Source organism: Bradyrhizobium diazoefficiens (assembly GCF_016616885.1).
Taxonomy (GTDB): domain Bacteria; phylum Pseudomonadota; class Alphaproteobacteria; order Rhizobiales; family Xanthobacteraceae; genus Bradyrhizobium; species Bradyrhizobium diazoefficiens_F.
Genome location: NZ_CP067102.1, coordinates 7546906 through 7572642 on the forward strand (window position 1 = coordinate 7546906; position 25737 = coordinate 7572642).

Annotated in this window: 22 protein-coding genes; 7 read left to right on the plus strand and 15 right to left on the minus strand. The window is 64.9% G+C overall.

From position 1 onward, the window contains the following. Positions 1-11: 11 nt before the first annotated feature. The 5 genes from JJC00_RS35220 to JJC00_RS35240 all read right to left on the minus strand — a co-directional run bounded on the left by JJC00_RS35220 (position 12) and on the right by JJC00_RS35240 (position 6277). Entirely contained in the window at positions 12-1412 is a 1401-nt protein-coding gene (locus tag JJC00_RS35220; protein ID WP_200470318.1) for a selenium-binding family protein, read from the minus strand. Between the two features lie 338 nt (positions 1413-1750). Next, the gene (locus JJC00_RS35225) at positions 1751-2689 is read right to left on the minus strand and encodes a dihydrodipicolinate synthase family protein (RefSeq protein ID WP_200470319.1); all 939 of its coding nucleotides are present in this window, start codon (positions 2687-2689) and stop codon (positions 1751-1753) included. Positions 2690-2828: 139 nt separating this feature from the next. Further along, positions 2829-4910: a methyl-accepting chemotaxis protein gene (locus tag JJC00_RS35230; RefSeq protein WP_200470320.1), complete on the minus strand. Its 2082-nt coding sequence runs from the start codon at positions 4908-4910 to the stop codon at positions 2829-2831. A gap of 122 nt (positions 4911-5032) precedes the next feature. Then, entirely contained in the window at positions 5033-5803 is a 771-nt protein-coding gene (locus tag JJC00_RS35235; RefSeq protein ID WP_200470321.1) for an enoyl-CoA hydratase, read from the minus strand. Positions 5804-5815: 12 nt separating this feature from the next. After that, positions 5816-6277, minus strand: a complete 462-nt coding sequence (locus tag JJC00_RS35240) for a MarR family winged helix-turn-helix transcriptional regulator (protein WP_200470322.1) — start codon at positions 6275-6277, stop codon at positions 5816-5818. A gap of 209 nt (positions 6278-6486) precedes the next feature. Between JJC00_RS35240 and JJC00_RS35245 the strand changes: the two genes are divergently transcribed. Further along, positions 6487-8205 (plus strand): ATP-dependent Clp protease adaptor ClpS, encoded by a 1719-nt coding sequence (locus tag JJC00_RS35245; RefSeq protein ID WP_246774313.1) that lies wholly within the window; start codon positions 6487-6489, stop codon positions 8203-8205. A gap of 33 nt (positions 8206-8238) precedes the next feature. Here the strand turns inward: JJC00_RS35245 and JJC00_RS35250 are convergent, their stop codons facing one another. The 8 genes from JJC00_RS35250 to JJC00_RS35285 all read right to left on the minus strand — a co-directional run bounded on the left by JJC00_RS35250 (position 8239) and on the right by JJC00_RS35285 (position 19358). Then, positions 8239-9900 carry a tannase/feruloyl esterase family alpha/beta hydrolase gene (locus JJC00_RS35250; RefSeq protein WP_200470323.1) on the minus strand — a complete coding sequence of 554 codons (1662 nt, stop codon included), beginning with the start codon at positions 9898-9900 and terminating at the stop codon, positions 8239-8241. 80 nt (positions 9901-9980) lie between these two features. Continuing rightward, positions 9981-11435, minus strand: coding sequence for a GntP family permease (locus JJC00_RS35255; RefSeq protein ID WP_200470324.1), 1455 nt, complete (start codon positions 11433-11435; stop codon positions 9981-9983). A 3-nt stretch (positions 11436-11438) separates the two neighbouring features. Then, positions 11439-12458 (minus strand): patatin-like phospholipase family protein, encoded by a 1020-nt coding sequence (locus JJC00_RS35260; RefSeq protein WP_200470325.1) that lies wholly within the window; start codon positions 12456-12458, stop codon positions 11439-11441. 115 nt (positions 12459-12573) lie between these two features. After that, positions 12574-13818: a phosphoglycerate dehydrogenase gene (gene serA, locus JJC00_RS35265; RefSeq protein ID WP_200470326.1), complete on the minus strand. Its 1245-nt coding sequence runs from the start codon at positions 13816-13818 to the stop codon at positions 12574-12576. Positions 13819-13965: 147 nt separating this feature from the next. Beyond that, entirely contained in the window at positions 13966-14370 is a 405-nt protein-coding gene (locus tag JJC00_RS35270; RefSeq protein WP_200470327.1) for a hypothetical protein, read from the minus strand. A gap of 114 nt (positions 14371-14484) precedes the next feature. After that, a complete protein-coding gene (locus JJC00_RS35275) occupies positions 14485-15717 on the minus strand; it encodes a rhodanese-like domain-containing protein (protein WP_200470328.1) in 1233 nt (410 codons plus the stop codon). 77 nt (positions 15718-15794) lie between these two features. Next, positions 15795-16976, minus strand: a complete 1182-nt coding sequence (locus JJC00_RS35280) for a PepSY-associated TM helix domain-containing protein (protein WP_200470329.1) — start codon at positions 16974-16976, stop codon at positions 15795-15797. Between the two features lie 63 nt (positions 16977-17039). After that, entirely contained in the window at positions 17040-19358 is a 2319-nt protein-coding gene (locus JJC00_RS35285) for a TonB-dependent siderophore receptor (RefSeq protein ID WP_200470330.1), read from the minus strand. A 350-nt stretch (positions 19359-19708) separates the two neighbouring features. On the opposite strand from JJC00_RS35285, the gene JJC00_RS35290 reads away from it, so the two are divergent. From JJC00_RS35290 to JJC00_RS35305, 4 genes are read left to right on the plus strand one after another with little or no spacing between them, the layout of a single operon-like run. Beyond that, positions 19709-20161, plus strand: coding sequence for a MarR family winged helix-turn-helix transcriptional regulator (locus JJC00_RS35290; protein ID WP_200470331.1), 453 nt, complete (start codon positions 19709-19711; stop codon positions 20159-20161). Between the two features lie 33 nt (positions 20162-20194). Further along, a complete protein-coding gene (locus JJC00_RS35295; RefSeq protein ID WP_200470332.1) occupies positions 20195-20764 on the plus strand; it encodes an isochorismatase family protein in 570 nt (189 codons plus the stop codon). Further along, on the plus strand, positions 20761-21090 hold the full coding sequence (locus tag JJC00_RS35300; protein WP_200470333.1) for a hypothetical protein: 330 nt from the start codon (positions 20761-20763) through the stop codon (positions 21088-21090). Before JJC00_RS35295 ends, JJC00_RS35300 begins: the two co-directional genes overlap by 4 nt. Positions 21091-21092: 2 nt before the next feature. Continuing rightward, positions 21093-22316: an MFS transporter gene (locus JJC00_RS35305; RefSeq protein WP_200470334.1), complete on the plus strand. Its 1224-nt coding sequence runs from the start codon at positions 21093-21095 to the stop codon at positions 22314-22316. On the opposite strand, the gene JJC00_RS35310 is transcribed toward JJC00_RS35305, so the two are convergent. After that, complete coding sequence (locus JJC00_RS35310) at positions 22313-23197, minus strand: dihydrodipicolinate synthase family protein (protein WP_200470335.1); 885 nt, start codon at positions 23195-23197, stop codon at positions 22313-22315. The genes JJC00_RS35305 and JJC00_RS35310 overlap by 4 nt on opposite strands. A 169-nt stretch (positions 23198-23366) precedes the next feature. Here JJC00_RS35310 and JJC00_RS35315 point away from each other — a divergent pair, with 169 nt between their 5' ends. Continuing rightward, positions 23367-24779 carry an FAD-binding oxidoreductase gene (locus tag JJC00_RS35315; protein ID WP_200470336.1) on the plus strand — a complete coding sequence of 471 codons (1413 nt, stop codon included), beginning with the start codon at positions 23367-23369 and terminating at the stop codon, positions 24777-24779. A gap of 8 nt (positions 24780-24787) precedes the next feature. Beyond that, complete coding sequence (locus JJC00_RS35320; protein ID WP_200470337.1) at positions 24788-25453, plus strand: GntR family transcriptional regulator; 666 nt, start codon at positions 24788-24790, stop codon at positions 25451-25453. Between the two features lie 6 nt (positions 25454-25459). On the opposite strand, the gene JJC00_RS35325 is transcribed toward JJC00_RS35320, so the two are convergent. Next, positions 25460-25660, minus strand: a complete 201-nt coding sequence (locus tag JJC00_RS35325; RefSeq protein ID WP_200474380.1) for a hypothetical protein — start codon at positions 25658-25660, stop codon at positions 25460-25462. Between the last annotated feature and the right edge of the window lie 77 nt (positions 25661-25737).

Consider the following 25737-nt stretch of genomic DNA (forward strand, 5'->3'; position numbering starts at 1 on the left):
GTGCCCCCCGTCTAGACCGACGGGTAACAAAAGGAATCCGTCGAACAATCGCCGCCCTCGAGCCTGATCTGGTGCGCGCGATATCCGTCGGGGAAGCTCACGAAATAGTCCTTGTCGAGCTCGATGCCGCCGTTGCGACCGACATTGGCCATGACCTCCACGCCCGGAACCCCATCGGGATAGAACTGGTCGTCCCAGGTGGAATAGAGCGAATTGGTCCAGTACACGCGCCTGCCATCGCGACTGATCTCGACCATCTGCGGACCTGCCGCAAATGCCTTCCCGTTCGGATGGGGGGTTCGACGCGCGATGCCACCGATGTGGACGGAGCCCGCAAGCTTCGGCTTTCGCGGATCACTCACATCGTACTGGCGCATTTCACCCGTGCCCCAGCACGAGACATAGAGAAACCGGTCATCCATCGACAGGTCGATGTCGGTCACCAGCGGCGGCACGGCGCCAAATCCCTGCAGCAGCGGCGGGAGCTCCTCCTTTGGCGCGGGTTCGGGAGGGATCGTTGCCGTCTTCTCGGCATGGAATTTTCCGTCTTCGCGCCACCAGGTCCAGATCGATGCTTCGAGGTTGGTGGTGTCGACCACGACGCCAACGAAGCCGTGCTCGCGAACCGGATCGTGCGCGGGCCGCACCTCCAGCGCCATCTGATGATTGGCGCCGAGGTCGATGGTTTGCACATTGCGCCGGGCGCGGAGATCCCAGAAGTGGAGACGATGGCCATATTTGTTCGACAGCAGATCCTCCGGGACGATCCCGTTCTCGAACTGCGGCGGCAACGCCCATTCGCTCGTCACCATGTAATCGCGCGGCAGATTCCACCAGAAGTCATAATGCAGCATCTGCGGACCGCGGTCGATCTCCCACCGTCCAAGAACCTCGAACGTCTCGCAATCCATGATGAAGACGCCCGGAGGCCCGTTGGTGCCGTCCTTACCGCCGCCTCCCAGCGTGCTCACGTAAATGCCGTCCGGCCCGCAATGGATCGTGTGCGGCCGCGAGTAGCCAGTCTTCTTGAAGACTTCCTCGGGCTCGATGATCTTGTGGATCTTGGCCTTGGTCGGATCGGGCTTGGTATCGATGACGTAGATCCGCGACGAGCGCAGCCCGGGGATGATGAGATAGCGCCGCTCGATGAAGGCGTGTCCGGCGAGCGGCGACAAGGCGGAGGAGCAGGCATTCCAGCCGAAGTGATGAAACTCGTCGCCCTTGTTGGGCATCGGCACGGTGTGGACGATTTGGCTATAGGTCGGCGATCCCGGCTTGACGTCGATGACTGCGAGGGCATCCGGCTTTGAAAAATCCGGACTGAGCAGCAACGTGTAGGCAAAGTTCTCCGCAGGTGCATCCATCGCAAGCTTGGGCGATGCGTGAAAGGTGGGATCCGGCCTCATCGTCATGGCACTGCCTCCCTGTTTTTTCGGCTCGCGCCAACCTGGCTCGGGATAACGGCATAATGAACATCTGCGACGCGACGGCTTGAGATGCTCCGTGGCCTGGTTGGCGAGCGTACAATACGTCATCGCCGAGCCGCGGGAAACCGCCCGAACCGCGCCAATTCGACGCCTTCAGCCAAACGGACTTGGACGAGGCATGTCCAACACGCGCCTTTTACCGACGTCGTCCTGGCGAAAACCAGGACCCATTACCCCGGAGAGTGGTCGTGGCGCGAGCCGGTCCACGGGTGCAGTCTGGATTGCTTCGCCGCAAGAGCTCCTCGCAATGACGGCGGAGAGCCCTACTTCCCCCACCGCAACGCCAGCGCGTCACGCTCCTTGGCCAATTCCAGCAATCCCGCGCGCGTCGCCGGGTGCAGCGGTTGCAGCGGATGGCGCACCGCATCCGACTTGATCACGCCGCCGGCCTGCATCATCGCCTTGCAGGCAATCAGGCCGCATTGGCGGTTCTCGTAGTTGATCAGCGGCAGCCAGCGTTCATAGGCGGCCTTCGCCTTCTCCCGATCACCCGCGAAGTAGGGATCGATGATCTGGCGGATGCCGTCGGGATAGCCGCCGCCGGTCATCGCACCGGTTGCGCCCGCATCGAGATCGGCGAGCAGCGTGATCGCCTCTTCGCCATCCCAGGGTCCCTCGATGTCCTTGCCGCCGGCCTCGATCAGGCTGCGGAGCTTTGACGCCGCGCCTGCGACCTCGATCTTGAAATAGCGGACGTTGGAGAGTTCGCGCGCCAGCCGCGCCAGCAGCTCGACCGACAGCGGCGTGCCCGCCACCGGCGCGTCCTGGATCAAGATCGGAATGTTGATCGCACCCGAAAGCACCCTAAAGAATTCCACAACCCCCTTCTCCGGCACCCGGAAGGTGGCGCCATGATAGGGCGGCATCACCATGACCATGGCCGCACCGGCGGCCTCGGCCTGCTGGCTCCGCGCCGCGCACACCGCCGAGCTGAAATGAGTGGTGGTGACGATCACAGGCACGCGGCCCGCGACGTGCTCCAGCACCGCCTGCATCACGCTCTCGCGCTCGGCGTCGGTGAGCACGAACTGCTCGGAGAAATTGGCGAGGATGCAGATGCCGTTTGAGCCGGCATCGATCATGAAATCGATGCAGCGGCGCTGCCCCTCGAGATCGAGCTCGCCGCGCTCGTCGAAGATGGTGGGCGCAACCGGGAACACGCCGCGATAGGGGCGCTGGGCGTTGTGGGGGGTGACCGGCATCGAAATTATCTCCCTGTCGTCCTGCCGCTAGTTTTGATGCGCCGGCGAGGCATGTTAGAGCGTGGTACCGCTACCATTTACAGGGCGCGTGCACGCGCGGCAATGCCGATCCGCGTGCCGTTGGACAGGGAACAAAAGCCTAGGCGGATTTCACCGCGCCAAGGAAGCCCTCGACCGCGACGCGGAGACGGTCGGCGTCGGCCGACATTTTGGTCACGGACTGGGACAGCACCGTGCCGGCGTTGCCGGTCTCCTGGTTGAGCTTGGCGACGCTGCCGATGGTATCGGTGACCTCACGGGTGCCCTGGGCGGCATGCTGGAAGTTGCGCGAGATTTCGGTGGTGGCCGCGCGCTGCTGTTCGACGGCAGCCGCAATCGCGGTCATCTTCTCGTCAATGCCGCTGATGGCCCCGCCGATCGAACGGATGGCGGCGACCGCCTGCCCGGTCGCGCCCTGGATCTCCTCGACCTGGCGCGAGATTTCCTCGGTCGCGGTCGCGGTTTGTGCCGCGAGGCTCTTGACCTCGCCGGCAACCACGGCAAAGCCGCGGCCGGCTTCGCCGGCCCGGGCGGCCTCGATGGTGGCGTTCAAGGCGAGCAGATTGGTCTGGCCGGCGATGGCGTGGATCATCTTCACGACTTCGCTGATGCGGCCCGCGGTCTGGTCGAGGATCTCGACGGTGGCATTGGTCTGCTCCACCTGTGAAACCGCTTCGCGCGCATCGCGTGCGCTGGACTGCACCTGCGCGGAGATTTCGCCGACAGAAGCCGAAAGCTCCTCGGTCGCAGCCGCAATGCTTTCGAGATTGTTGGTGGCCTGCTCGGCGGCGGAGGAGACCGCAGCCGTCTGGTTGCTCGATTCCGACACCAGCGTGCGCACTTCGGTCGCGGTGGCATCGAGCTCCTTGGTCGACGCGGCGACGCTGTGGATCACCGCCTGCACGGCGTCGTCGAAACTTCGGCACGCGTCGTCGACGGTACCGGAGCGGGCGAGCTGCAGCGCCTGCTGTGATTCGCGCTCCCGGCCCAGACGTTCCGCGGTCGCCGCGCTCTCGCGCAGGCTTTCGAGCGCGGCGGCCATGGTGCCGAACTCGTCGGGATATCGGGATTGCGGAACCGGCGTCGCATAGTCACGGGCGCTGATCCGTGCGATGGCGTCGAGAATGGCGCGCACCGGGCGCATCAGGCGATTGCGCACGACGTACACGCCGGCGAGCGTCACGGCGAGTGCCAGCAGGAAGGCAAGCGACTGGATCACGAGATTGGTCAGCGCCTTCGCCTGCACCGTCTCGGCGCGCGCGATCGATTGGTCGAGCGCCTTGGTTGCAACAGCAACGATCAGCGGGAACGGCGACTGGCACAGCGTGTTCCATTCCGAGGCGGCCATCGCCGGTTTGCCGCTGCCGTCAAAATTCTTGGTGAGATCGCCGATCTGCTTGAGGACGCCGTCGGTCTTGGCCTGCGCGTCCTTCGCCGCGGTGACCAATTCCGCCGTCACGTCCGGCGCAGCCAGCAATTCGGCCATGCCGGACCAGCCGGAGGCAATTGTGCCGTCCCATTGCGCCACCGTGCGCTTCTGAACGTCGTCGAGCGGCTTGCTGCTGTTGACGTTCGAGCGCAGCGCCGAACAATGGATTCCATAGCGGTCGCGCACCTGCCAGGCGAGACGGCGGACCTGGATCATGCGGGCGATGAAGGGATCGTCCATCCAGGCGCGGTTCGACACCGCGGTAGAGGCGAGGTTCGCGGTCTCGATGACTTTGGTGACGGCGTCGTACCAGGAATTGGTCCGCTCGATCTTGCGCTCGGCGCGCGGACGTTTGGCTTCGTCGTAGAACAACTGGAACTGCGGCGCGGCCTCGCCCCAGCGCTGCTTCAGTGTGCTCGCAAGCTCGTCGCGCCGCGCGAAGGCGACGCTGGCCATTGCGGCGCTGACGCCTTCATAGCCACCCTGCTCCGCCTTCTCGGCCTCGGCAAGCTTTGCGCGTGGGTCGTCGTCGCCGAGCAGCGCGCTCTGGGCGTCGCCGCGATTGTTGCGCAGCGACAATACGCCGTGGAAGATCGCCTTGTCGGCGGCGGCGAGCCGCGCGGTCTCGAGACTGTCGCTGTAGCGGCCGAAGGCCCCGACCATCTGGATCGCCGTGCTGGCGAGCGCACCGGCCGCCAGCAAGGCCATCAACACCAGGAGAAGCGAACTTACCGATTTCTTAAACATTGCCATGGGTCAGGGGCCTGCTCTTCCAAGAGAGGCCACCTTGCACCGCGACATGCCAATGTTCGGTTAAGGTTTTAGTCAAATGAGGGGAATTCCCGATTTGCCAGACCCTTAACCAGGCCGCGGCGTCACGAAACCTTCGTGAAATCCGGCGGGCGGCGCTCTGCAAAGGCGGTAAACGCCTCACGCGCCTCCGCCGTGCGCAGGCGCTGCCCGAATTGCTCGCCCTCCGCCAGCATCTGCGCCACCAGCGCCTCGCCGTTGCGCATCAGCTTCTTGGTCGCGGTGAGCGCACCGGCCGGCTGTCGGGCCAGACGCTGGGCGAGCGCAAGCGCCTCGGCGTCGAGCTTGTCGAGCGGCACCACGCGGTTGACCAGGCCCCATTCCAGCGCGGCCTTGGCCGGCACGGTCTCACCGAGCGCAAACATCTCATAGGCGCGGGCATAACCGATGCGCGCCGGCATCAGCAGGCTCGACGCGGCCTCCGGCACGAGCGCGAGACCGACGAAAGGCGTCGACAATTGCGCGTTGTCGGCGAGCACGACGAGGTCGCAATGCAGGAGCATCGTGGTGCCAATGCCAACGGCGCGGCCTTGCACGGCCGCGATCAGCGGGCGGGTGCAACGCGCCAGCGACTGGATGAAACGGCCGACGTTACGGCTGCCTTCGGACTTGCCTGACGCCACGGCCGCAAACTCGCCGACATCATTGCCGGCGGTGAACATGTCACCCTCGCCGCGGATCAACAGTACGCGCGCGGACGGATCGAACTCGGCGGATTCGATGGTGTCGGCGAGCTTGCCGTACATCGCATCCGTCAGCGCGTTCTTCTTGTCAGGGCGCGCCAGCGTGATCGTGAGAATTCCATCCTGGTTCTCGATCCGGACATGCTCGGTCATGGTTCTCTCCTGCTATTTCTCTGGGTCTCTTGTCAGATCTCTTGGAAACTTGTCCTGAATGCTCGTCAGCCAGCGCGCGACGACGTCGATCTCCGCGCTGGTAAATCCTTCCGTCAGCGCCGCGTTGACCGCGGCCGCGTCGGTCTTCGCCTGCACCAGCACGGCGCGGCCCTTCGGCGTTAGCCATACGCGCCAGGCGCGGCCGTCCTCGCGATCGGCCCGCCGCTCGACCAGCCTCGCCGCAGCGCTGCGATCGACCAGGCCGGAAATGCCGGCCGGCCCCATATCGAGCGCCGCGCCCGCCTCGCCCATCAGGACGCCATCCTGCTTGCCGAGGATGAACAGCAGCCCCGCCTGCGCCGGCGTCACCTCGCTTGAGGGCTGCGCCGCCATCCAGCGCTGCAAGCGCCGTTGCGCGACGTTCAGCAGATAGATCAGCCGATGATGCCTCGCTGCGTCCGCTTTATTTCGCATGCGAAATACATAGTCGACACGGATCGGATTGTCAAAAGGGAGCCCCGTGCTGCTGACGCGGCGCGTGAAGACGGCCGGCGGCGGGGGTGGCGCGCATTAGACCTCGCGTCCAACTGCAATTTGTCGCGGACGTCACGCTTGACGGCCGCTTGGTTTTATGTTCCCTATTCGTTCTATTCTATCATAGATTGTCCCGGAGACCTTTCGTGATGAACAGTATGCGGAGCGAGAGCCAGCCGACCCAGCTCGTTATTCACAATGATGACGATACGCCGGACCAATTCGTGATGGATCTGCTCCGTCAGGTTTTCGGCAAGACCGAGCGTGAAGCGACCGCACTGATCACTCAGATCGAGCAGAAGGAAAAGGCGATCTGCGGGCCTTACCCGCAATCCGTCGCCGAGGCCCTTTTCAAATCCACACAACAATCCATCGGCCTGGCCGGCCACCGGCTGCAGGTCACGCTTGAGGCGATCAAGACTCCTTGCGAACTCTGCGGCAAGCCTGAGGGGAAGACGGACGTTCGGATCGGCAACCGCGCGGTCTGGCTGTGTGGCGAATGCATGCGGGCTGCGGACGGGCCCTCGAACGAACAAGAAGAAAATTTCGACTTTGCCTGCGACGTCCTTGATTGGCACTTTGCCGCCACGGCGCGCAGCAAACTCGTGACCACGATCCGCCAGTTTCCTGGCCACATGCGGGTCGATGTCCAGGCAGCGGTCGACCGGCTGTTCGGCAAGGCCACCCGGTTGTTCGGGCTGAACGAGGAGCAGCGCTACGAAACGCTGTCGATTTCGCGACTCCTCCAGAGCGGCCGCTATGCGGTCGCGATCGCCCCGCTGCAATATTCAGACGTCGACGTGGGCGAGAAGAGTCCAGTCAAGTGTCTGGATAATGGACTATGGCTGTGCGAGCAGGATCATCTCCGCTATGCGGTTTTGCTCTGCGCCCACCGCGAATACAGTCGCGAGCCGGGCATTCGGATCGAGATCCTGGTGCCATCGGGCTCAGCAGGTGCGGCCCTGGTCCAGCAATGCTTCAGCGAGTTGGAAGAGGCCGTCCACGCCGCACGGACCTATCGCGGCAAGATCCTGTCGCTTGATGCCGACTCCGACTATCGCGGGCGGTCGCGCGGCATCACGGTGCATCGATTGCCGCAGGTCGCGCGCGAGGAAGTGATCCTGCCGGAGCAAACCTTGCGGCTGCTCGACCGCAATGTGCTGACCTTCGTCGGCACCCGCGAACAGTTGCGCCGGCTTGGCCAGTCGACGCGCAAGGGCATCCTGCTGTACGGCCCGCCCGGCACCGGCAAGACCCATACGATCCGCTATCTCGCGACACACCTACCCGGACATACGACGCTGATCATCACCGCCGAGCAGATCGGCCTTCTTGGTGCCTATATGAGCCTGGCACGGCTGCTGCAGCCGTCGATGGTGGTGATCGAGGATGTCGATCTCATCGCCCGCGATCGCGACGACATGGGGCCGTGTGAAGAATCCATGCTGAACAAGCTCCTCAACGAGATGGACGGACTGAAGGAGGATGCAGACATCCTGTTCGTCCTGACCACGAACCGGCCCGAGGACCTCGAAGGCGCGCTTGCTGGTCGCCCGGGTCGCATCGATCAGGCGATCGAAGTACCGCTCCCTGACGAGACCAGCCGCGGCAAGCTGGTCCGGCTCTACGGCAAGGGGTTGCCGCTCGACGACGCGGTCATCACTGAGGCGGCCCGTCGCAGCGCGGGCACGAGTTGCGCTTTCATCAAGGAATTGATGCGGCGGCTGGCGCAGGCGAGCCTGGCGCGCGATGGCGGCAACTCCGTGACGTCAGCCGATATCGACGAGGCGCTCGACGACATGCTGTTCTCAGGCGGCCGGCTCAACGCGCAATTGCTCGGCGGCGCACAGGCCATGGCGGCGGGGTAAATCCATCGCCATCATGCTCTGTTCGCATTGCGCCTACGGCGCGCAAGCGAAGCTCGCTGCCGCCGTCACAGGGCCGGACTTGTAGTGCGGCCAAGCCGGCCAGCGACACAGCGGCATCGCGCGCGTCACGGCAAATGATGGCGCTTCGACCTTCTGCTCGCTGACTTCCAAGTCGCCCGGCGCCGTGCCCTTCTCCACCCAGTCGACCAGCGCGCTCAGCATGTCGACATTGGCGGGCGCGCCGGAGCCGACATGGTCGACGCCGGGCGCGGTGTAGAGCCGCGCGAACTCCGCGGTCTCGGCCTTGCCGAGCTTGCGCTCGACGCTCTCGAAGTAGCGGATGCCGGCATAGGGGCTCTGCGCATAGTCCGCCATATGCTCGAGCATGATCAGCCGGCCGCCGCGGGCGCGGAAGCGGCCGAGATCGGGATCGGTCGAATCCATCAGGCTCGAGACCTCGAGCAGCCGCGCCTTGTGGTCCTCCACCTTGTAGGTGGTGACGTCGAGCTTGGGATCGCGCGCGAATACATATTGCATGCCGCCGGCACCATAGATCCAGGCGATGCCGTTGTTGGGCGCGGGCGGCTGCGCCGGCGGCGCGGCGCCGAGCCACCACGCCATCCAGCCGCCGGTCGGCCCGACCGCCGGCGTATCCTCACCCGACACGCCCCAGCCCGGATAGTCGTCGAGACCGTTGGCGAGCGTGAACGGGAATTTGTAGGTGGCATGCAGCGTATCGACGGCCTTGATTTGCGCGTCGGTGAGGCACTGGTCGCCGCTCTTGCCGTCGGCGCAACGCAATGTCTCGACCTTGAACGCCGCCTTGCAAGCGACAGGGTTTTGTATCAGTGCGTCGTCGGAGCCGTCCGCCTTGTCGCAGGCCGCTCGCACCGCATCGCCGACGAGCTTGACCTGTGCCGGATTGATCCAGCCCTCGCCCATGGTGACGAGGCCGGAACGGGTACCGGCATGCTGCAAGCCGACCCAATTGATGACGGGTACGCGCGCAAAGATTCCGTCGAAATCGTCGGGATAGCGCTGCGCTATGGTGAGACCTTCGCGGCCGCCTTCGGACGAGCCCATGAAGTACATTTTGTCCGGCTTCCTGCCGTAGGCGCGCTGCATCAGCACGACCGCAGCATCGCGAACCTTCTTGTAGGCGCGATGGGCAAAATTCTCGAACGCCTCGTCATTCAGCGCGAACAGCTGCGGCGGCTCGCCGGGCTTGGACTCATGACCGGAATCGGTGCCGTAGGTGACGAAGCCGCGCGCGAGCGGCGACGGCTTGTCGAAGGGATAGGCCGGCGGCAAACCGAGGCCGGTGATCAGCACGCCGTTAAAACCACCGCCGCCATATTGCACCGAGCGCCCGTTCCATTCGACGGGCAGATTGACCTGGAATTTCACCGGCGGCGCCTTGGGATCGACGGGCTCGATATGGCCGAGCACCTTGCAGAAGGCGGGATTGGCCGGCGTGATGCGTCCCAACGGCGTCGGTCCGCGTTCGGCAATAGCGAGCTGAGACGCGGCCTGAAACGTCGCGGCGTCGATCTTGACGGCATCGGTGCCGCCGACGAGACCCTTGCAGACGGTATCCGCATCCTCGGCCAGTGTCGCCGCGAACGCGCCGGTCGCGCCCAGCGCCGCCGCCGTCCCCACAAGCCCAGCACACAGCGTTGCCCTCATTGGCGTCATCGTTTCCACCCGGCTTTCTCGGTTTTTGCGTCCGACGGTTGACCGCATTCAACGCAACCTTCGTGCCTGCGTCAATCGCTTCAGAACGAGCCCAGCGCGTCTCCCAGCGCAATCACGGCCACCAGCGCCAGCAGCGACGTCACGATACCCACCATCACGATGTCCAGATAGCTGTCGCGATGGGTCAGGCCGCAGATCGCGAGCAGGCTGACTACCGCGCCATTGTGCGGCAGGATGTCCAGCGTCCCCGAACCGATCACCGCAACACGATGCATCAGCGCAAGGTCGATGCCGGTGCGCGCGGCGAGCTCGACATAGGTCTGACCGAGCGCATCGAGCGCGATAGTCAGGCCGCCCGACGCCGAGCCGGTCAGCGCCGCCAGAATGTTGGTCGCGACCGCCAGCGACACCAGCGGGCCGCCTTCGATCGCAAGCACCCAGTCGCGCACAACCGTGAACGCCGGCAGCGCCGCCACGACCGCACCAAATCCGACCAGGCTCGCGACACTGAATGCCGGCAGCACCGACGCATTGGCGCCGGCATCCATGGTCTGCCGTAATGACGGCAAGCGAGCCCAGTTCAGCGCGATCGTCGTGACGATCGCCGCGGTCAGGGCGACCGCGACCGACCAGACACCCGCGACGGCGGCGAGCGACGTTTCGCCAAAACGCTGCTCGGCGAGATAGCCGACGTCCAGCCGCGGCAGCACCGCGAGAGACATCGTGAGATTGACGGCCACGACGACGATCAGCGGCAGGATGGCGCTCACGACCGGCGAGGGCTCGCTGCTGCGATGGCCGTGCTTCATCTCCGCCGGATCGAACTCCCGTGCCGTCGTCGCGCGTTCGCGCACGAGCTCGTCGGATGCGGCGCGATCAGTCGCATCCGCGACATCATCACCATAACCCTCCCCGGCGTACCTAGCCTTGGCCTCGGCGCGATGCAGCCACCACAATCCCGTTCCGAGCATGACGAGGGAGGCCATGATCCCGAGGCCCGGCGCGGCAAAGGGTGTCGTACCGAAGAACGGCATCGGAATCGCATTCTGGATCGAGGGCGTACCCGGCAAGGCCGACATGGTGAAGGTCGACGTGCCCAGAACGATCGTGGCCGGAATCAACCGGCGCGGAATCGCGGCGGCACGAAACAGCGAGCGGGCCATCGGCACGATGACGAAGAACGCGACGAACAGGCTGACGCCGCCATAGGTGACGAGCGCGCCGGCCAGCACGACCGCTGGGATCGCGCGGCGCTCTCCGAGACGCTTGGCGATGAAGGCAGCAACCGCCGTCACCGCGCCGCTATCGTCCATCAGCTTGCCGAAGACGGCACCGAGCAGGAAGATCGGGAAGAATTGCGCCAGAAATCCCGCCGCATTGACCATGAAAACCTGGGTCAGGTTCGCAAGCAGCGGCTCGCCACCGAACAGCGCGGCGACGAGCGCGGCGAATGGCGCCAGCAGGAGCACGCTCCAGCCGCGAAAGGCAAACAGGACGAGCAGGCCGAGCCCGACGAAGAGGCCGAGAAGACCCATGCCTCAGCACTCCGACAGCAGGACATCGAGATCGGCAGTCGATTGCCGGCCGATATCCGCGCCGTGCTCGTCGAGGAAGGCGTCAGCGGCGATACGCCCCTCGGCGCGCAGCATCGAGACGAACTCCCATTCCGCATTGAGTTTCGACGATGCGCCGAACTTCGCCAGCATGTCGCTCTTGATCCGATGCGTCCGCATCCTGGCCCAGCGCGCGCCCTCGCCGCTGCCGGGATCGGCCGCCTGGCGCAGCAGCGCGATCATGCGCAGTTCCTTCATCAGCGGCGAGTTGAAGGAAATCTCGTTGAGCCGATTGAGGATCTCCGCGGCCGTCCGCGGCGCCTCCAGCCGCTCGGTCGGATTGATCTGAACGAGAATGGTGTCGTGCGCGTCGCTCTCGCGGACCAGCGGCGTGATGGTCGGGTTACCGGCGTAGCCGCCGTCCCAATAAGACTCGCCGTCGATCTCGATCGCGCGGAACATGGTCGGCAGACAGGCCGACGCCAGCAGCACATCCGCCGTGATCTCGGCGTTGCGGAAGATGCGGCCGCGGCCGGTGCGCACCCGCGTCGCGGTGACGAAGAGCTGGATCGGCGAGCGCGCGAGCCGCTCGAAATCGATGCTCTCGGCCAGCACCGCGCGCAGTGGATTATAACCCATCGGATTGAGATCGTAGGGCGACAGCACCCGCGACATCAGGTCGGTCAGGATGTAGAACGGCGACGTATCGAGCGTCCAGCGCCCCATCAACCGATCGAACGGCGAACGCTGCAGCGGGCTGAAGGCCGCCGCCTTCGAGACACGGCGCCAATATTGTTCGAGCGCATCGCGCGCGCCTTCGGCGCCGCCGGCCGTCCAGCCATCCGCCAGCAACGCCGCATTCATCGCGCCGGCTGACGTTCCGGAGATCGCGGCGATGGTCAGCCACTTCTCCTCAAGCAAGCGGTCAAGCACACCCCAGGCGAAAGCGCCGTGCGAACCGCCGCCTTGGAGCGCGAGGTCGATTAGTACGGCGTCCCGTTCCATGGCGGCACCCACGCAACTGAAGCTCAAATTCGACGCAAATTATCACGCGCCGAGGATGAGGGCAGTCTAGAGAGCTGTAGCCACGTGATGCAACCGGAACGTGACGCCCTGCCGTTTAATGCTCGAATACCAGCCGCGCGCCAACCGTGCCCTCGAGCGCGCTGATCTGCGCCAGCAGCGCGCCTGAATCCTCGCCGCCGAGATCGGCGTCCAGCACGACGTAACCGAGGTCACCCGCGGTCTCCAGATATTGCGCGGCGATGTTGATGTCGCGCTGGAGGAAGACCTCGTTCAGCCGGCGCAACATGCCCGGCACGTTGCGATGGACGTGGCTGAAGCGCACGCCGGAGGGACGCAAATGCAGCTGCACCTCCGGAAAATTCACCGCGCCCATGGTCGATCCGGTGATGAAATAGTCCACCAGCTTGCGCGCGACCTCGCCACCGATACGCTCCTGCGCCTCCTCGGTCGAGCCGCCGACATGCGGCGTGAGGATGACGTTGCCGAGACCCTGCATCGGGCTCTTGAAGCGCTCCGAGTTCGAGGACGGCTCGACTGGAAACACGTCGATGGCGGCACCGGCGATGTGGCCGTCACGCAGTGCGCCGGCAAGCGCATCGAGATCGACCACCGTGCCGCGGCTGTTGTTGATCAGGAACGAGCCCGGCTTCATCGCCCACAGTTCCCTCTCGCCGATCATGCCTGATGTCTCCGGCGTTTCCGGCACATGCAGGCTGACGACGTCGCTCTGCGCCAGCAGCTCGTCCAGCTTCTCGACCGGCTCGGTATTGCCGTGGCGGAGCTTGTCGGTGCGATCGTAATAGATCACCCGCATGCCCATGGCTTCGGCGAGCGTCGAGAGCTGCGAGCCGATATTGCCATAGCCGATGATGCCGAGCGTGCGGCCACGCACCTCGCGGCTGCCCGCCGCCGACTTGTCCCAGCCGCCGTCATGGGCCGACACCGAGCGCGGAAAGATCTGCCGCAGCAGCATCACGATCTCGCCGATCACGAGCTCGGCGACGCTGCGCGTGTTGGAGAACGGCGCGTTGAACACGGGAATGCCGCGCTTGCGCGCCGCCAGCAGATCGACCTGGTTGGTGCCGACACTGAAGCAGCCGACCGCGAGCAGCCCGTCCGCGGCTTCCAGCACCTCGTCGGTGATCTGGGTGCGGGAGCGGATGCCGAGCAGCGAGACGCCCTTGAGCGCCTGGCGCAGCGCCTCGCCATCCAGCGCCTTGGTCAGGCGCTCGACATTGCTGAAGCCCGCGCTCCTGAACAGGTCCACGGCGCTGTCGTTGACACCTTCAAGCAGCAGCGCCTTCGCGCTCCGCTCAGGGCTTTGGCCTGGGGCTGGCATAATATCTCCATGAATGGCGGCTTTGCCGCAGCTCATAGACCGCGGACGACGCACAGCACAATAGGGTTTGGATATGGGATTTCGCTTCGCACCGTCCAGATGACGCACTACAAGCATACCGAAACGGCCGGAAAATCCGCCTTCGCCCTATATCAGCGGCTCGCCCATGCCCCGGAGCTTGATCTCGATCAGGCCGTATTGCTGGTCGAGCAGCGCCTTGAAGCTGTCGAGCGGCATGTCGCCGGCGCGCTGGCCTTTGTGCCAGTCACTGACCTGGCACATGGTGCAGCGAAAATCGCAGCGGCTGACATTCTCGATGTCGAGCTTGATCGGCAGATAGTCGACGATTCTGCGGTCGGTCCGCGCGCGCAGATATTTTTCATAATTGGCGCGCCGGCGCGGATCGAAGGCGAGCGCGCGCTCGCGCTGGGCGGCGTAGGCGGCAGAGCCCATCGACGGTTCCGGCGCCGGCAGGTTGCGCAGGAAAGCGGCGCTTGCGGCTGCATCTTGCGTCGAGACTGGTCGTTCGATCGTGTCGGCGTCGTGAGCCATTTGCGTCCGTCGCGGCGGGATCCCGGGGAGCCGGGATGTCTGAGCAGAACGCAAGACTGACTCGGGTTAAAATCGACCACCCCGCACAACTGCGGTGGATCAACGCCATCGCGCTCAGATCACATAGAATCCGTGCGTGCCGTCGCGGCGGAGCTGGTCGACAAGGCCGTATTCCCACTCGAGATAGGCCTGCATCGCGCGCTCGGCGATGTCGGTTCCCTCATAGGGGCGGCGGTAGCGATGCGCGGGGTCGGGCTTCGGCAGCACGCGCGGCGGACCGACCTCGAGCGTGCCGGCATAACCGCCTTCAAGCACATAGACCTCCCAGCCCATCTGCGCGAGCCAGGAGGCCGTCATGTCGGCGCGCACGCCCTTGTCATCGGTCAGCAGGATGCGTGCGCCGCGTACAGGCGCGGCCATGTCGGTCTCCTGCACAAGCTGGCCGCCCGGATAGTGGCGGAAGCCCGGGAGATGACCGGCCGTATACTCCTCCGCGTCGCGCACGTCGAAGCGATAGAGCGTGCGGTTGGTCTCAGCGACCAGTGTCGACATCTCGCCCGCGCCGATATGGCGGACGCCGGCGCGATAGGCGACGTCGCGGGCCTTGGCCGGCCCGCCTTCGAACGGCCCGATCGCGCCGCGCCGGTCAGCACCATGAGCCAGCGTGTGCCGCGCCAGCGTCCAGCCGATCGTGCCGTTGCGCAGCGCCCGTACCTTATTGGGCACGCCGGCATTGATCAGCGACTGAGTGCCGATGATCGAGCGGGTGCGGCCGGCGCAATTGACGATGATGGTGGTGTCGGGATCGGGCGCGGCCTGGCCGGCACGCAGCACCAGCTCCGCACCGGGCACGCTGACCGAGCCCGGAATGTTCATGGTCGCATATTCGTCGAAGCGGCGGACGTCGAGGATGGCAATATTGGCCCTGTCGGCGATCAGTTTTGCTACCTCGTCGGCGCTGAAGGACGGCGTGTGACGACGCGCCTCGACCAACTCGCCGAACGCCTTTGAATAGGAATTGACGTCTTCGAACACCTCATAGCCCGCCGCGCGCCAGGCCTTCAGCCCGCCATCGAGCGCACGGACATTGCTGTAGCCGAGTGCCGCCAGGCGTTCGACGCCTGCCGCAACCAGCCCCTCGCCGTCATCAAAGAGCACGACCGGCACGTCCTTGCGCGGCAGCCTCACCGCGGCCTCGATCTCGATCCGGTCCGCGGCCATGTTGGCGGCGAACAGCGGATGGCCGGTGGCGAAGGCGGCCTCATGCCTGAGATCGAGCAGCGCGATCTCCTCGCGCAACAGCAGCGCGCGACGGATATCGGCGGGAGTGACGGAGGGAAAATTCATGGCGTGAACCCGAACAAGGACGTGCCACCGGTTTTTGAACGATTGTCGCGGCGTTGGCTAGCCTTTCCGGCAGCAACTCACTCGCCGGGAACGAGTCGTCCGAGCGGCGGCTGCGCCGGGCGCCGCAACTTGCGGCGCGACAGATACAAGAGCACGCCGGTGATCGCAAACAGCGGCATCAGCGCCGCCGCGATCATGAACGCGAGCTTGCCGGGCCAGCCCAGGACCGCGCCGCGGTGGATGTCGAGCACGCTCGCAATCGTCTTCTCGCCAAGCGTCTTGTCGGCATAGCGCTCTGCGGAGACCACTTGGCCGGTGACGGCGTCGATGCGGAACTCATCGCGCATGGACTCGAGCGCGGAATCCTTCGGCCACGACCGGATCCGCATCACCGTGCCCGGGCCGGCCGGGAGCGTCAGCTGCGCCCTGGCGAAACCGCCGCTCTCCTCATGCCGGAGGGTCGACCATGCGCGATCGAACCCGACCGGCTGAGCCGGTTCGCGATGGCCGGGGGGACGCGAGTGCTTCGGCTGCATCTTCGCCGCCGCCTCATGCGGACGCGACAGCAGCCAGACCACGCCATCCTTGTACCAGTCGAACGAGTACCAGAGCCCGGTCAGCGCCATCACGAGATAGATCGGAAGAACCCAGGTGCCGATGACGGCGTGTAGCGAGCGATGCAGGCCGCGGCCGCTGAGCCCGAGATTCGGCCTCAGCCACATCTTCACGCTGCTGGCGCGGCGCGGCCAGCGCAGCACAAGCCCTGAGATCAGCATCACGATCAGGCTCAGCGCGGCAACGCCGGTAATCTGACGCCCCCAGCCTTTCGCATCGCCAGGAATGAGCAGCCAGCGATGCAGCATGCGCACCGTTGCGAAGAAGTCCTCGCCGCGCGGAACGCCAAGCACGTGGCCATCATAGGGATCGAGAAAGAGCGAGGATGGCCGCGCGCCCTGCTCGTCGCGGGCGAAGCGAACATGCACGGCCGCCGACGGATCGCTCGACAGCGTGATGGCCGCAACCTTGCCGGCATCCGGCACCACCTTCAGCCGCGCCACCAGCTCATCCGGCAGCAGCGCCGGCGTTGTCCGGGGCACGACCTGCATGATGGAAGCGTTCAGATGGTCGACGATCTCGTCCTCAAAGCTCATGATCACGCCAGTCAGCGCGATCAGGGAGAACACCAGCGCGAGCACGAGGCCTGCAATGGAATGGGCCTGGAACAGCGCCGCCTTGATGGTGTGCCCGGGCCTATGCATCGGCGCAGGCCCTTCCGGCCGGAATGACCGAACCATCATCGTCTTTTGCGCCGCACCCCATCGCTAGAACTTCACCGTTGCCGACAGCGAGATGCGACGGCCATCGCCCAACGCGACGTTCAGGGCGTTTCCGGTGCTGGAGGTGTAGTAGACCTTGTCGAACAGATTCTTGACGTTGAACTGATAGGTCACAGGCACCTTGTCGACCTTGGTGTCGTAGGTCGCAAAGATGTCCGCGACTGTATAGGCCGGCATGAAGAACGTGTTGGCGGAGTCGCCGGGCCTATCACCGATATAGTGTGCGCCGCCGCCGACGCGCAGGCGTCCGGGCAGCCGGTCGCCGAAATCATAGGCGAGATAGAGCGAAGCCGTGTTCATCGCGGCGTTGAACAATTTTGCATTGCCAACAACGGGATCGTTGATCAGGCGGGCATCGGTGTAGCCATAACTTCCGATCATGCTCCATTCGTCGGTCAACCTCCCAGTGACGTCCAGTTCGACACCGCGCGACCGGGCCGCACCGGAGGTGCGCGCCGCCGACTTGCCGCCGCCGATGTCATCCAGCACCAGCACGTTCTTCTTCTGGATGTCGTAGACCGCCAGGGTGCCCGACAGCCGCTTGTTGACGTCGAACTTCAGGCCGGTCTCCCACTGCGTTCCCTCTTCAGGGGCGATGGTGGAGTCGACGACGAAGCCGGTTGTGAACGCTGCGATAACCGATGTTGGCTTCAGCGACTGCGTATAGCTCACGTAATATGAGAGCTGATCGCTCAGCTTGACGATGACGCCACCGAGCGGCAGCACCTTGTCGCCTGCCAGATTGGTGTTGGTGATGAACAGAGGCCGGCCCTTTCCGGCAAGCTGCTCGTATTCCATCCAACGCACGCCGCCCACCACGGACAGCCAGTTGGTCAGATGGAACGTATCCTGGGCGAAGAAGCCGCGGGTGCCGAGCTTGTCGGTCTGCTCACTGTCGGTCGCCGAAACGGTCGTGCCCGGTGTGACCAGTCCATAGACCGGATTGTAGAAATTGAAGCTCGGCGTGGCCTGGCGAATCAGATCGTGGCGATCGATCGTGCGATACATCGCGTCGCCGCCGAACAGGATCTCGTTGCGGAAGCCGCCGACCCAGACGTCACCTTGCAGATAGGAGGTGCCGTAGCCGGCGTTGCTCAGCGAGTTCTGGGTGCCGTCGTTGCTGCGGGTCTCGACGCCGGTCTTGGCGTCGACTTTGGTGATGCGAAGCTGGTTCGCGCTGAAAGTCTCGGTGTTGTAGCTGTAGGCCGCGGTGACCTTCCAATTGTCGTCGAGCTTCTGCTCGACCGAGCCCTGCACCAGGTCGGACGTACCCCACATGTTGTTGAAGGGCTCGTCGAGCCGGCGCGTCGCGGGGATCGCCAGCGGAGCACCGTTGACGAAGGCGGTGCCGCGGTCGAACGGAGTGATGAATTCGCGATGCTCGTAGGTGAGCTGAACCGTCGTGGTCTCGCCGTACCAGGCAAGCGACGGGTTCACGAGCATTTCCCGATGGCGGCCGAAATTGCGCCAATAATCCTCGCTGACACCATAGCCAATGAAGCGATAGGCGAGACCGCCGTCACCGATCGGACCGGTGACGTCGAGGGTGCCGTCCGCGCCATTGCGATTGTTTGCGTAGGTCGAGCCGAGCAGCGTGACCGAGCCATGCTGATAGAGCTCCGGGCGCTTGCTGATGGTGTTGACGATGCCGCCGGGATCCATGATGCCGTAGAGCAGCGAGGCTGGTCCCTTCAGCACTTCCACGCTGTCGACCGCGGCGTTCAGGCTGCGGCCCTGCACCAGCGGCATGCCGTTGCGCATAATCGAGCCGTCGCGATTGTCGCCGAAGCCACGGCGGATCACCGCATCCTGGGTGCCGGCGAGCGTGTTGGTCTGGGTGATGCCGCTGATGTTGACCAGCGCATCGTCGATGTTGCGCGGCAGTTGGTCCTTCAGGACCTGCGCGGGCACGACGTTAACGGATTGCGAGGTATCGAGCGGCGAAGCGCCCGAGCGCAGCGTGGTCGCGCTCGGCATCGCACGATAGCCGAGCTTTGCGGCCTGTTGTGCGGCGGCGTCCGCCGCAGCACGCTCGGACAGCGTCGGTGCTACGGGTGGACCGGCAGTCGGGCTACGGCGTGCGACTGCCTGCGTGCGCCGTTGGGACTGCTCCGACGCCCGCGCCGATTTCGGCCGCTGCGTTGGCGCATCAACATTCACCGGCGGCAGCGCCGTTTGTGCCTGCACGGTGGTGGAGTCGAAGGGGGCGAGCAGCACGGCCGCTCCGACGAGAAGACTAGCGCGGCGATTGCCGGCGCGATTTCGATGACCGCTGACACAACGGCCATCCACAGGAGCACGCACGTTCGATTCACTTCCAAGTCACAGCATTGAGTTGCCGCATCTACCAGCCGCTGCGAATGAAGAGAACCGTAGTTGGACTTGAATAGCTCTAGTGTTGAATCGTTCTAAGAGTGGGAACGATCGCGCAATCGTGCGGCGCCTGACGTTTTCGCCAGCAAGAACGGGACAGCGGGATTGGAACGCGCACGAAATGAGCGCACCTGCTCATTGTCGAAGCTGATGAGGTCATCGACGCGACGCCATGTCGCACGAGAGCTCCGCGCTCGGGATTTCCGCTCACGTCATTTTGTTCAGATTAACTGTACAGTTATTCTTTGCAGATTACCTTCAGATATACTATTCACTCCGCCATGATCAATTCATCGGGCCAACGCCCATCCGCGCGCGCCGGCGCGCTCGCAGAAGACCTCCGTTCGCTGGTCGGAAAGCTCAAGCGCCGGCTGCGCGAGCAGGCAGGTCCGGAGGATTTGACCCCGTCTCAGGTGTCCATCCTGCTCCGCCTGGAAAGGGATGGCCCCGCCACGGTGTCGAGCCTGGCGCGATCGGAAAAGATGCGCCCGCAATCGATGAGCACGGCGGTCGCCGCGCTTCTGGCCGCGGGCCTGATCAGTAGCGCCCGCGACCCGGAGGACGGACGTCAGACCATTCTGTCGCTGACGAAAGCGTGCCGCGACTGGATCCGGGTCGGTCGCGCCGCCCGGCAGGATTGGCTCTCGCGCACCATTTCGGCACGGCTGTCAGCGCGGGAGCAGGACGAACTGGCCGCCGCCGTCTCTCTGCTCAAACGGCTCGTTGACGATTGACGGGCCCCGCCGTGCTGCCTGAAGGACATGATCATGGCTCTCACGATGCTCGACCCGATCACTGCGCTCATCATCGTCGACCTGCAGCGCGGCATCGTCGATCTCCCCTCGGTCCATTCCATTGGAGACGTCGTGGCGCGCGCCAGCGAGCTTGCCGCAGCGTTTCGGCGGCATCGCCTGCCGGTCGTGCTGGTCAACGTCGCTGGCGGAGCGCCGGGCCGCACTGAGCGGCCGCGCCCTGGCGGTCCGTTCCCCGACGGATGGACCGACCTCATTCCCGAGCTGGATCGACAGCCCGACGATATCGCCGTGACCAAGCGGACATGGGGCGCATTCGCGAGCACCGACATCGAGAGGCAGCTGCGGCAGCGCGGCGTCACGCAAGTCGTCATCGCCGGCGTCGCCACCGGCACCGGCGTCGAGTCCACCGCGAGGCAGGCGTACGAGGCGGGCTTCAATGTCACCCTTGCCACCGACGCCATGACCGATCCACGTTCCGAGGCTCACGACTACAGCATCGCAAACGTCTTTCCGCGGCTGGGCGAGAGTGGCTCGACGCAGGCGATCATCGATCACCTGGCAACACGGAGCGCGCAGGCATGAACTGGCTTCATTTCGTATCCTATTTCTTCGGCGGCGCGTGTCTCGCGAACACTATTCCGCATCTCGTCAGTGGCCTGCGCGGCGAACCGTTCCAAACCCCGTTCGCAAAACCGAGAGGAGAAGGGCTGTCTTCGTCGACGGTCAACGTGCTCTGGGGCTTCTTCAACCTCGTCGTCGGATATCTCCTCGTCTGCCGTGTCGGAGGGTTTTCACTGCTGGACATGGGTGACGTCACAGCCCTCGGCCTCGGCGCTCTGCTGCTGAGCCTGTTTTGCGCGCGGCGGTTCGGCCAGCTCCACGGCGGCAACATGCCAACAGGGTCGTGAGCATGGCGGGCGCGGGTACGTTTCGCTCACTGCGGAACTACAATTACCGCATCTGGGCAGCGGGCGCGCTGGTGTCCAACACCGGGACATGGATGCAGCGCGCCGCGCAGGACTGGCTCGTTCTCACCGAGCTCACACGACACAATGCGTCGGCTGTCGGCGTGGTGATGGCGCTCCAGTTCGGGCCGCAGCTTCTGCTGATGCCGTGGACGGGTTTTGCCGCCGATCATCTCGACCAGCGACGGCTTCTGGTCGCGACTCAGGCGACGATGGGCGTGCTGGCGCTCGTTCTCGGCCTTCTCACGGTCACTGGCCTGGTGCAGCTCTGGCATGTTTACGCGTTTGCCTTCCTGTTCGGCTGCGCCGCGGCCTTCGACGCCCCGGTGCGCCAGACATTCGTGGCCGAACTCGTCGGCGACGGTGAGCTCTCCAATGCGATCGCGCTGAACTCGACGTCCTTCAATGCCGCACGGATGGTCGGGCCCGCGGTGGCAGGGATTGTCATCGCTTCGATCGGCACCGGATGGGCCTTCCTGCTCAACGCCGCATCCTTCACGGCGGTGCTCGGCTCGCTCGCTATGCTCCGCACCTCTGAGCTTCGCCCGAACGCACGGGCCCACCGGACCAAAGGCGGCATGACGGAGGGCTTTCGCTATGTGTGGTCACGCAGCGATCTCAGGGCGATCATGATCATGCTGTTCCTGATCGGCACGTTCGGACTGAATTTTCCGATCTTCATCTCGACCATGGCGGTCAGCGTCTTCCACACCGATGCGCGCGGCTTCGGCCTTTTGTCATCGACGATGGCGGTCGGCACGATCTCAGGCGCGCTGCTGGCTGCAGGGCGCGCGCGGCCGCGATTCGTCTCGTTGCTGCTGGGCGCGGCTGCTTTTGGCGCGGGATGCACGCTGGCCGCGCTCGCACCCAACTACTGGCTGTTCGCAGGCAGCCTGGTCCTGATCGGAGTCGCGGCGCTGACGGTCACGAATACCTCGAACGCCATGATGCAGCTCTCCACCGAGCCGCGAATGAGGGGACGCGTGATGGCGTTGCGCCTCGGCGTCGCGCTGGGCGGCACACCGATCGGCGCACCGATCGTCGGATGGGTGGCGGACAATCTGGGTCCGCGCTGGGCGCTCGGCGTGGGCGCAGCGGCAGGCTTCGCGGCCGCGCTGGTTGCGGCCCGCGCCATGTCGGCGTTCACCGCGAATGAAACGCGCGCTTAGGCGATGGCGGGGCTGGTCAGTTCGTCCAGCTTCGCCTTGAGCGCGGTGCCGTCCGTCAACGCACGCAGCGGCGGACGCACGCGCAACCAGCCGGCGTCGCCGGTCTGCGCGGCGAGAATGGCCTTTAGCGTCGTCAGGAAGGACGGCGACTTCACTACGATATCGACCGCGGCCTGCATGCGCGCTTCGACATCCTTGCCGTCGATCATCGCCTTGACCAACTCCGGCGTGATGTTGGCCATGCCGCAGATGGTGCCGGCGCCGCCGCCGGCGATCGCACGTGCGATGTCGGTTTCGTTGCCGACAGTGATGGCGAGTTCAGGCGCAGCGGCGCGGAATGCCTGGAACTGCTTGAAGTCGCCGCTGGAGTCCTTCAGACCCGCGACCACCTTGCCGTAACGCTTGCGCAGGTTCGCTGCGACCCTCGTTGGGATCGCGACGCCCGAGACCTGCGGAATATGATAGAGATAAGCGCGCAGGCGATCGTCGGCGACACTGTCGAAGATCGCCGCGAACGCATCCTCGATGCCTTCAGGCGTGACGCTGCGGTCGAAGTAAGGCGGCAGATACAGCACGTGGCGCAGACCAAGGCCGAGCACGGCGCGCGTCAGCGCGATGCCGTCGCTGATGGCGGCGAAGCCGCCGCCGATGCCGATGCGCTCCGCCGGCACGCCGGCCTTGAGCACGGCTTCGATGGTTGCGACGCGTTCGGCAACATTGAACGAGGTGCCCTCGCCGGTGGTGCCGAACAGCACGACGCCGTCGACACCCTTGCCGAAGAGTTTTTTGGCATGAGCGGCCAGCTTGGCGGAGTCCACGCTGCCGTCCGTCGCCAGCGGCGTCGCTGACGCCACCCAGAACCCGCGAATTGCCTCCGTCATAGCACCACCCATTGTTGCGGCTCCCCCTGATCTCCAATGATCTGAGAGGGCCTATCGAGCCTTGTTTTCCCTTTACTTTTGGCCTTGTACCTTACATACAAGATGCACGCAAATCCTTTCCGCCGTCACTGCGCGCATGAGGCGCAGCCGAATCTAGAGGAGGTCTCGCATGAACATGGTGACCCCTATCGGACATCCCGAGCCATTGCTCGCCGCCTTGCGTGACAAGCTCGGCGCTGCGGCCGTGCTGACCGGCAGCGACGTGCCCGCGCGCAATTGCAATGACTGGAGCGCGAGCCTGCCGCAGACGCCGCTCGCAGTGATCCGGCCGCTCGACGCGCAGGGCGTTGCCGATACGATTGCGACCTGTCGGCAGGCGCGCCTGCCCTTCGTGCCGCAGGGCGGTCTGACCGGGCTCTGCCGCGGCGCCGCGCCCGAAGCCGGCTGGGTCGCGCTCTCGCTGGAGCGCATGACCGGCATCGAGGAGATCGATCGCGCTTCGATGACGATGACGGTGAAATCAGGCACGCCACTGGAGACGATCCAGAAAGCCGCCGACGAAGCCGGATTCTTCTTTCCGCTCGATCTCGGCTCGCGCGGCTCCTGCGCGATTGGCGGCAATCTCTCCACCAATGCCGGCGGCAACCGCGTGATTCGCTACGGCATGACGCGCGAGCTGGTGCTCGGCCTCGAAGTCGTGCTGCCCGACGGCACCATCATCACCAGCCTCAACAAGCTGATGAAGAACAATGCCGGCTACGACCTGAAGCATCTCTTCATCGGCTCCGAGGGCACGCTTGGGATCATCACCCGCGTGGTGCTGCGGCTGTTTCCGAAACCGCGCTCGACCATGGCCGCGCTCTGCGCATTGAAGGACTATGCCGCGGTGATCGCGCTGCTCGATGCCGCACGCAGCGGGCTCGGTCCGCTGCTGTCGGCGTTCGAGGTGATGTGGCCGGACTATTGGGACGTGATCACGACGCGCGCCGGCGTCAAGCCGCCGGTCGCCGCCGGCCAAGGTCTCTATGTGCTGGTCGAGGCGCAGGGTACCGACGAGAGCATCGATGCGCCGCGTTTCCAGGCCTGGCTCGAAGAGCTGATGGAGCGCGGGCTGCTCGCCGATGCCGCCGTGGCGCAATCGCTGGCGCAGACGCAGGCGTTCTGGCGTGTGCGCGACATCTGCGCCGAATTCGGCCGGGTGCTGGGCCCGCACATCTCCTACGACATCGGCCTTGCGGTGGCGCGGATGGACGAGTTCGCTACGCGCTGCAAGGCGGCACTCGCCTCCGGCATCAAAGGTTGCGAGAGCGTCTATTACGGCCATATCGGCGACGGCAATCTGCACCTCGTCTCCTGGGTCACGGGCCTTCCCGTCGAGCAGCAGCCCAAGGAGGAGATGGACACGATCATCTATGGTCTCGTCCGCGACATGGGCGGCAGCGTCTCCGCCGAGCACGGCATCGGCACGCTGAAGAAGAAATGGCTGGGACATGCGCGCAGCGAGCCCGAGATCGCCTTGATGCGGACGTTGAAGGCCGCGCTGGATCCCGATCATCTGCTCAACCCCGGCAAGATCATCTGAGAGCATCCATGCGCTTGCTGAAACTCGATGCGCCGAAATCGCTGTCGCAGCGGGTGATGCTGCGGCTGCGGCAGGCGATCATCGACGGCGAGTTTGGGCTCGGTGCCGCCATCTCCGAGGAGATGGTGGCAAATTCCTTTGGCGTCAGCCGCACCCCGGTGCGCGAGGCGATGGGCCAATTGCAGGCACAAGGGCTCGTGGTGATCCGGCCGCAGGTCGGCAGTTTTGTGTTCACGCCGAGCGCGGAGGACATCACCGCGCTCTGCACCTTCCGCATCGCGCTCGAACCCAAGGCCGCCGAGCTCGCTTTTCACCACGACCGCGACGGTGCGATCGCGACGATGAGCGAGGCGATCGCGGCGATGGAGCCGGCGGTCGAGACCAAAGACAACATCGCCTATGGCCGCGCCGACGCCGCCTTTCACGAGGGCCTGTTCGCGCATTGCGGCAACCGCTATCTCGCCGAATCCTATCAGCTCGTCTCGGGGCGCGTCGCCGCGCTCCGCACCAATCTGACCTCGCCGATCGACGTACGCACCCGCTCCTCCTTCGACGAGCATCGCAAGCTGCTCGATCTGTTCGCGCGCGGCGAGCACGCGGCGTTCGAGGCAGCGATGACGACGCACATCACCAATTCGGGCCTGGTCTACGCAAAAGCGCTGAAGGTGGATTGAGCGGTCCTACCGCGCGTCTCTCGATTCCGGTCTGTCCAGAAAATCCAGCGCGGTGTTGATTTGTTCGAGCTGGTGCTCGATCTTGTCGCGGTCCTCGACCGACTGCGCCTTCTCGAGCTGTTCCACAAGCTGCTGCTTCCGCGACAGCAAATTCTCTATGACTGTACTCACAGTTCCCCCATCGCCCAAAGCGAATATCGAGGTCATCCGGATCCTGGACACGAACGTGCGCGAGCCGGGCTCGTCGCAAACCCTCCCATCTGAATGTTCGCGAAGGCGGATGG

What these genes read in the sequence shown, in the direction of transcription:
- JJC00_RS35290 (WP_200470331.1), top strand. Translation starts at nt 19,709, where the DNA reads ATGATCAATTCATCGGGCCAACGCCCATCCGCGCGCGCCGGCGCGCTC.
- JJC00_RS35325 (WP_200474380.1), bottom strand. Translation starts at nt 25,660, where the DNA reads ATGACCTCGATATTCGCTTTGGGCGATGGGGGAACTGTGAGTACAGTC.
- JJC00_RS35300 (WP_200470333.1), top strand. Translation starts at nt 20,761, where the DNA reads ATGAACTGGCTTCATTTCGTATCCTATTTCTTCGGCGGCGCGTGTCTC.
- serA (WP_200470326.1), bottom strand. Translation starts at nt 13,818, where the DNA reads ATGCCAGCCCCAGGCCAAAGCCCTGAGCGGAGCGCGAAGGCGCTGCTG.
- JJC00_RS35255 (WP_200470324.1), bottom strand. Translation starts at nt 11,435, where the DNA reads ATGGGTCTTCTCGGCCTCTTCGTCGGGCTCGGCCTGCTCGTCCTGTTT.
- JJC00_RS35280 (WP_200470329.1), bottom strand. Translation starts at nt 16,976, where the DNA reads ATGCATAGGCCCGGGCACACCATCAAGGCGGCGCTGTTCCAGGCCCAT.
- JJC00_RS35250 (WP_200470323.1), bottom strand. Translation starts at nt 9,900, where the DNA reads ATGACGCCAATGAGGGCAACGCTGTGTGCTGGGCTTGTGGGGACGGCG.
- JJC00_RS35310 (WP_200470335.1), bottom strand. Translation starts at nt 23,197, where the DNA reads ATGACGGAGGCAATTCGCGGGTTCTGGGTGGCGTCAGCGACGCCGCTG.
- JJC00_RS35230 (WP_200470320.1), bottom strand. Translation starts at nt 4,910, where the DNA reads ATGGCAATGTTTAAGAAATCGGTAAGTTCGCTTCTCCTGGTGTTGATG.
- JJC00_RS35235 (WP_200470321.1), bottom strand. Translation starts at nt 5,803, where the DNA reads ATGACCGAGCATGTCCGGATCGAGAACCAGGATGGAATTCTCACGATC.
- JJC00_RS35220 (WP_200470318.1), bottom strand. Translation starts at nt 1,412, where the DNA reads ATGACGATGAGGCCGGATCCCACCTTTCACGCATCGCCCAAGCTTGCG.
- JJC00_RS35260 (WP_200470325.1), bottom strand. Translation starts at nt 12,458, where the DNA reads ATGGAACGGGACGCCGTACTAATCGACCTCGCGCTCCAAGGCGGCGGT.
- JJC00_RS35315 (WP_200470336.1), top strand. Translation starts at nt 23,367, where the DNA reads ATGAACATGGTGACCCCTATCGGACATCCCGAGCCATTGCTCGCCGCC.
- JJC00_RS35295 (WP_200470332.1), top strand. Translation starts at nt 20,195, where the DNA reads ATGGCTCTCACGATGCTCGACCCGATCACTGCGCTCATCATCGTCGAC.
- JJC00_RS35225 (WP_200470319.1), bottom strand. Translation starts at nt 2,689, where the DNA reads ATGCCGGTCACCCCCCACAACGCCCAGCGCCCCTATCGCGGCGTGTTC.
- JJC00_RS35270 (WP_200470327.1), bottom strand. Translation starts at nt 14,370, where the DNA reads ATGGCTCACGACGCCGACACGATCGAACGACCAGTCTCGACGCAAGAT.
- JJC00_RS35245 (WP_246774313.1), top strand. Translation starts at nt 6,487, where the DNA reads ATGAACAGTATGCGGAGCGAGAGCCAGCCGACCCAGCTCGTTATTCAC.
- JJC00_RS35305 (WP_200470334.1), top strand. Translation starts at nt 21,093, where the DNA reads ATGGCGGGCGCGGGTACGTTTCGCTCACTGCGGAACTACAATTACCGC.
- JJC00_RS35320 (WP_200470337.1), top strand. Translation starts at nt 24,788, where the DNA reads ATGCGCTTGCTGAAACTCGATGCGCCGAAATCGCTGTCGCAGCGGGTG.
- JJC00_RS35275 (WP_200470328.1), bottom strand. Translation starts at nt 15,717, where the DNA reads ATGAATTTTCCCTCCGTCACTCCCGCCGATATCCGTCGCGCGCTGCTG.
- JJC00_RS35240 (WP_200470322.1), bottom strand. Translation starts at nt 6,277, where the DNA reads ATGCGAAATAAAGCGGACGCAGCGAGGCATCATCGGCTGATCTATCTG.